This window comes from Centipeda felix (genome assembly GCF_900186465.1).
GTDB classification, from domain to species: Bacteria; Bacillota; Negativicutes; order Selenomonadales; family Selenomonadaceae; genus Centipeda; species Centipeda felix.
The window spans coordinates 109,929-115,955 of sequence record NZ_LT891947.1 but is presented as its reverse complement, the minus strand read 5'-3'; the positions used below and the strand labels follow the sequence as shown (position 1 = coordinate 115,955).

The 6,027-nt window shown below is 63.4% G+C and carries 6 protein-coding genes and 1 tRNA gene; all 7 read right to left on the bottom strand.

Annotated features, from left to right (window positions below; genetic code table 11):
* Nucleotides 1–862 (bottom strand): GTP-binding protein (locus tag C1713_RS00730; RefSeq protein ID WP_138774467.1); only part of this gene is annotated, 862 nt, incomplete at its 3' end.
* Nucleotides 863–874: 12 nt separating this feature from the next.
* A complete protein-coding gene (locus tag C1713_RS00725; RefSeq protein WP_102492710.1) occupies nt 875–1,684 on the bottom strand; it encodes a Nif3-like dinuclear metal center hexameric protein in 810 nt (269 codons plus the stop codon).
* A 206-nt stretch (nt 1,685–1,890) separates the two neighbouring features.
* Entirely contained in the window at nt 1,891–2,601 is a 711-nt protein-coding gene (locus C1713_RS00720; protein ID WP_102492709.1) for a tRNA (adenine(22)-N(1))-methyltransferase, read from the bottom strand.
* Nucleotides 2,602–2,696: 95 nt separating this feature from the next.
* Nucleotides 2,697–2,772 (bottom strand) — tRNA-Asn (locus C1713_RS00715).
* A 73-nt stretch (nt 2,773–2,845) separates the two neighbouring features.
* Nucleotides 2,846–3,958 carry an RNA polymerase sigma factor RpoD gene (gene rpoD, locus C1713_RS00710; protein ID WP_009753251.1) on the bottom strand — a complete coding sequence of 371 codons (1,113 nt, stop codon included), beginning with the start codon at nt 3,956–3,958 and terminating at the stop codon, nt 2,846–2,848.
* 40 nt (nt 3,959–3,998) lie between these two features.
* Nucleotides 3,999–5,144 carry an RNA polymerase sigma factor RpoD gene (gene rpoD / locus C1713_RS00705; protein WP_009753252.1) on the bottom strand — a complete coding sequence of 382 codons (1,146 nt, stop codon included), beginning with the start codon at nt 5,142–5,144 and terminating at the stop codon, nt 3,999–4,001.
* A gap of 94 nt (nt 5,145–5,238) precedes the next feature.
* A complete protein-coding gene (locus tag C1713_RS00700) occupies nt 5,239–6,021 on the bottom strand; it encodes a hypothetical protein (protein WP_245870875.1) in 783 nt (260 codons plus the stop codon).
* Nucleotides 6,022–6,027: the final 6 nt, after the last annotated feature.

The following is a 6,027-nucleotide window of genomic DNA, read 5'->3' as shown; positions in this document are numbered from 1 at the left end:
GCAGCGCCTCGGCGGCGGGGCGCTCGGCACCCGTGACGGTGTCACCGACGCGCACGTCGCGTACGTCCTTGAGTGCCCCCGCGATGAAGCCGACCTCACCCGTGCGGAGTTCCCCCGTATCGACGGGGCGCGGGCGGAAGCAGCCGACGTCCGTGACCTCGAAGGTCTTGCCCGTCGCCATGAGTTTCAGCTTCATCCCCTTTTGGATCACGCCCTCCTTGACGCGCACGTGAGCGATCACGCCCTTGTACGCGTCGAAGTAGGAGTCAAAGATGAGCGCACGCAGCGGTGCGTCCGCGTCGCCCTCGGGCGGCGGGATGTAGGCGACGACAGCGTCGAGGATTTCCTTGATGCCGATGCCGGTCTTGGCCGAGGCGAGGACGGCGGCACTCGTGTCGAGGCCGATGCTGTCCTCGATTTCCTCCTTGACGCGCTCGGGCTCGGCACTTGGCAGGTCGATTTTGTTGATGACGGGCACGATCTCGAGGTCGTGCTCGAGCGCGAGGTAGACGTTCGCCAGGGTCTGTGCCTCCACGCCCTGCGCCGCGTCCACAACGAGGAGTGCGCCTTCGCACGCGGCAAGGCTGCGCGAGACCTCGTAGTTGAAGTCGACGTGTCCCGGCGTGTCGATGAGGTTCAGCTCGTACAGTTCCCCGTCCTCGCCGCGATAGTCGAGGCGCACGGTCTGTGCCTTGATGGTGATGCCGCGCTCGCGCTCGAGATCCATGCTGTCGAGCACCTGCGCCTCCATCTCGCGCTCACTGAGTGTCCCCGTGTACTCGATGAGGCGGTCGGCAATGGTGGATTTTCCATGGTCGATGTGGGCGATGATGGAAAAATTGCGGATATGCTTCTGCTCCATAGATTCCCTTTCCTATATAATGACGTCGAATACGTCGCGCTGTGTCTCGGTCACGTGGATCTCCACCGTCCCGTGCTCCGCCGCGAGCTCCGCGCGCAGGAGGTCGGCGAGGACGGGGAGAACGGGGCGCTCCGTGCCGAAATGCCCCGCGTCGATGAGGTGCATGCCCTGCTCGGCGGCGCGCTGTGCCTCGTGGTACTTGACATCCCCCGTGAGGTAGACATCTGCGCCGCGCCGCACGGCTGTGTCGATAAACTCCGCGCCCGCACCGCCGACAACGGCCACGCGCCGTACGGGGCGATCGGCGGCACGTACGAGGCGCACGTGGGAGACGCCGAGCCGCTCGCACACGCTATGGGCAAAGTCGTCGATGGCGACGGGGGCGGGGAGCGTGCCGATGCGTCCGAGGCTCTCCGCGCTGCCGTCCGCCTGCGCGACCATGATGAAGCTGCTGAGCTTTTCCAGTCCCAGACGCTCTGCGAGGACGTCGTTCACGCCGCCGCGTGTGATGTCGAGGTTCGTATGCGCTGCCGCGACGGCGATGCCGTGCGTAAGGAGCGCGGCGAGCCGCCGTCCGAGCGGGAGGTCGGTGCGCAGCTGCTTCATGCCGCGAAAGATCGCGGGGTGATGCGCGACGATCATGTCCGCTCTGCGTTCGATGGCCTCGGCAACGACAGTGTCGTCCACGTCGAGCGCGACGAGGATGCGCTCCACCTTCTGTGAAAAGCTGCCGACAAGCAGGCCTGTGTTGTCCCAGTCCTCCGCCAGATGATGCGGAGCGATGCGTTCGAGGGCGTTCATGACGACCTGACAGCTGAGCATAGGTGACCTCCTTAGATGCGTTGGGTTTTCGATGGGGGGAGTGCGTAAAATGATGTGCGTTCTTTTGATGCGCTGCGCTATCGTTTTTGGTGTCCGTTGACGGCTCTCTTCAAGGCGCCCCCCACCACCGCAAGCGGTCCCCCTCCCCCGTTGTGACGGGGGAGGCTTAGGGAGCGCTAGGTTTCTCCCCCCCATTTCGACGGGGCTTAGGATGTTCGTCGATCCGCATGGATGAGCGCCTGCATTGTCCGCAGTGCCGCCAAGAGTGACACCGTTTCGCGGTACTCCGCACTCCGGCGCGCCTCCGCGCTCCCCTCCATGCCCTCTGCTGCACGGGCGAGCCGCGCCGCCTTGCGCGCGATGTGCTCGCCGAGGAGCGGGTCGCGCTGCTGGACGAGCTGTGTGCCGATGTGGAGCAGCGCCTCATCGGGCATCGCCGTGTGTCCGTGCACGGCGCGGATGATCTCATAGAGATGTCCGCCCGCACGGGCAAGCGTCTCCTTCTCGATCGTCCAGTCATGTGCATAGAGCCAGCGGCGCAGCTTCTCTGCGCCGTTCATCGGTTGGAGGACGAGCGTCCCGACGTCCCCGAGGATGTCCTGTGCCCCCGCAAGGATATCGGCGATGAGCGCGCCGCCCATGCCCGCGATGACAATGCTCTCCGCCTCGCCCGGCAGGAGGACGGAGAGCCCGTCCCCCTGCCGCACGTCAATCTGCTGTGTGAGCCGCTGTGCGCCGACCGTCCGCCGCGCCGCCTCGCATGCGCCCGCGCTGAGATCACCGACGACCGCACGCGGTGCGTGTCCATGCAGGACGAGCGTCGCTGCGAGGTAGGCATGGTCTGCGCCGATGTCCGCCAGTGTCGTTCCGTGCGGAACAAGCGCCGCAATCGCCGCCAGCCGCGCATCGAGCTGCATAGCCGCCCTCCTTGTCGTTTCACACGCGGGGCACATACCCGCAAACAAATATAAGAAAGGAGTGTAACCTCTCCGTTACACTCCAAAAATTCAAATGGCTCCTCGAACTGGACTCGAACCAGTGACATTCTGATTAACAGTCAGACGCTCTACCGACTGAGCTATCGAGGAATGTGTCAGACAAGCGTATTATAAAGGCTGTATGCCCCGCTGTCAAGAAAAATGTTGGCTGCAGTTTCGCCAACTACTCAAGGAAGTCCCGCAGCACCTTGCTGCGGCTCGGGTGGCGGAGTTTGCGCAGTGCCTTGGCCTCGATCTGGCGGATGCGCTCGCGCGTCACGCCGAAGCTCTGCCCGACCTCCTCCAGTGTGCGCGAGCGCCCGTCCTCAAGGCCGAAGCGCAGGCGCAGGACATTCTTCTCGCGGTCGGTCAGTGTCTCCAAGACCTCCTCAAGCTGCTCCCGCAGGAGCATGAAGGAGGCCGCCTCCGCTGGTGCGGGTGCCGCCTCGTCCTCGATGAAGTCGCCGAGGTGGGAGTCCTCCTCCTCGCCGATCGGCGTCTCCAACGACACGGGTTCCTGTGCGATCTTCATGATCTCGTGGACGCGCGCGACGCTGATGCCCATCTCCTTTGCGATCTCCTCGGGGCGCGGGTCACGGCCGAGCTCCTGCAGGAGCTGGCGCGAGATGCGTACGAGCTTGTTGATCGTCTCAACCATGTGCACGGGGATGCGGATGGTACGCGCCTGGTCGGCGATGGCACGCGTAATCGCCTGCCGGATCCACCACGTCGCATAGGTGCTGAATTTATAGCCCTTGCTGTAGTCGAACTTCTCGACCGCTTTCAGGAGCCCGAGATTCCCCTCTTGGATGAGATCGAGAAAGAGCATGCCGCGTCCGACGTAGCGCTTCGCGATGCTGACGACGAGGCGCAGATTCGCCTCCTCCAGACGATGCCGCGCTTCCTCGTCGCCCGCCTCCATGCGCTGAGCGAGGGCGACCTCCTCCTCGGCCGTGAGGAGGGGGACGTGTCCGATTTCCTTCAAATACATACGGACGGGGTCGTCCAGTGAGATACCCTCGGGCACGGAGAGGTCGATCTCGACCTCTTCCTCCTTGTCGGGGCCATCATCGTCTGCCGCATCCCCCGCCGCCGCCACATCATCGACAATCTCCACGCCCTCATCGCTGAAGCGTTGGTACATATCGTCCATCTCATCGGGGGACATATCCTGTTTTTGCAGCGCGTCGATGAGCTCACCAAAAAGCAGCGACCCACCGTTCTTCTTACCCTTGGCAAGCAGTCGCTCAATGATGTCGGTGCTCGGCGCTTTCTTTTGCTCCGTCCCCTCTGGCATAGGGCTGTCCTCCTGTCGATGTTGGGTAGGCTCTCCCACCTTACGCGTCAAAATTTCCCTGTAGTTTGCGCAGGCGCACGGGATGTCTGAGTTTCCGCAGAGCCTTTGCCTCGATCTGGCGGATGCGCTCACGCGTCACGCCAAAGTTCTGTCCAACCTCCTCGAGGGTGCGGGAGCGTCCGTCCACAAGGCCGAACCGCAGACGCAGCACCTCCGCCTCACGCGGGGCGAGCGTCGTCAGCACCTCCGAGATCTGTTCTTTGAGCAGCAGCATGGACGCCGCATCTGCGGGGTCGGGTGCCGCCTCGTCCTCGATAAAATCGGAAAGATGTGTGTCCTCCTCCTCGCCGATCGGCGTCTCAAGGGACACGGGTTCCTGCGAGATCTTCATGATCTCACGCACGCGCGCCACACTCAGTCCCATACGGTGCGCGATCTCCTCCGGCGTCGGGTCGCGGCCGAGCTCCTGCAGGAGCTGACGCGAGACGCGGATATACTTATTGATCGTCTCGACCATGTGCACGGGGATGCGGATCGTGCGCGCCTGGTCGGCGATGGCACGCGTGATCGCCTGCCGGATCCACCACGTCGCATAGGTGCTGAATTTATAGCCCTTGCTGTAGTCGAACTTCTCGACCGCCTTCAGGAGCCCGAGATTCCCCTCTTGGATGAGATCGAGGAACATCATGCCGCGCCCAACGTACCGCTTCGCGATACTGACGACGAGGCGCAGATTCGCCTCCTCCAGACGGTGGCGTGCCGTCTCATCGCCCGCCTCCATGCGGCGTGCGAGATCGACCTCCTCCTCTGCGGTCAGCAGGGGAACGCGCCCGATTTCCTTGAGGTACATGCGGACGGGGTCGTCGAGCGCAACACCCTCGGGTACGGAGAGGTCGATATCGACATCGGCGTCCGTCTCGTCCTTATCCTCCAAATCATCGGCGAAATCCGCTGCGTCATCCTCTGCACCGACATCGGCATCGTCGATGATCTCGATGCCCTCATCCATGCAGCGCTGATACAGCGCATCCATTGCGTCGGGGGTCACGCTGTCCTGCGCGAGCGCGTCCATCAGCTCACTGCAGGTGAGTGTCCCGCCGTTTGCTCTGCCTTTCTTCAGCAGATCCATGATCTCTACAGGCGTAGCCGTCTGCTCCGTTTCTTTTCGTAATGCCGCGATCTGCACGCTGCCCCCTCCTTTCAGTTCGTATTTTTTCTAAATAGTTACTATTACTTATTATATCGTTCACCGCAGGTCGTTGTTAAAGGAATCTGCATATTTATTCCTGTGTGCCGATGTGGGCAAGCTCATCCTGAATGCGCTTCACTGCGTTTAATTCGTCAACGTAGCCCGCTTTTCCTTCCTGCATCATCGTTTCTGCACGATGTGTATGCTGTGCGAGGGCAGCGGTCAAATGCGCCCGCCGAAATACCGCGAGCGCACCCGCGCGTGCCTCCGACGTGGGCGGCTCCTCGACCAGCGCACGCGTGATCTCCGCGCTCTCCTCCGCCGGCTGCGCCGCGATAAAATCCGCATCAATCACGCCCCCCGCCGCGATCTGCGCGGCAACGGCGCAAAAAATCGTGCCGAAGAATTCATCGGGAAACGCATCGAGCGGCACGGCCGCCGTGATCTGCGCGAGGAAATCGGGATCCTGCCGCACGGCCGCGATGAGCTGTCGCCCTGCGCGCTGCAGGGCACGATCCGCACGTCGTACGGGCGTGCCCGCAGTGGGTGCGGCAGGTTCCTCTGCCGCACCACCGCGCCGCAGCCAGCGGCGCAGAGCGTCGGCAACGACCCCCTCGTCGAGAAAGAGCTCTGCCGCCGTGCGGCGCACGTATGCAGCGCGCTCCACAGGATCCAGCTCCGCGAGGACGGGCAGCATCGCGCGCAGCGCCGTACGCTGTCCCTCGATGCCGTCCGCCATCTGCGCGCGGATATGGCGCAGGTGGAAGGCGGGCGCGGGCACGGCCGTCTCGACGAGGGCGCGGAACGCATCCGCGCCGTGCGTGCGCACGTACTCATCGGGATCCTTGCCGTCGGGCAGGAGGAGGATTTTCACAAAACA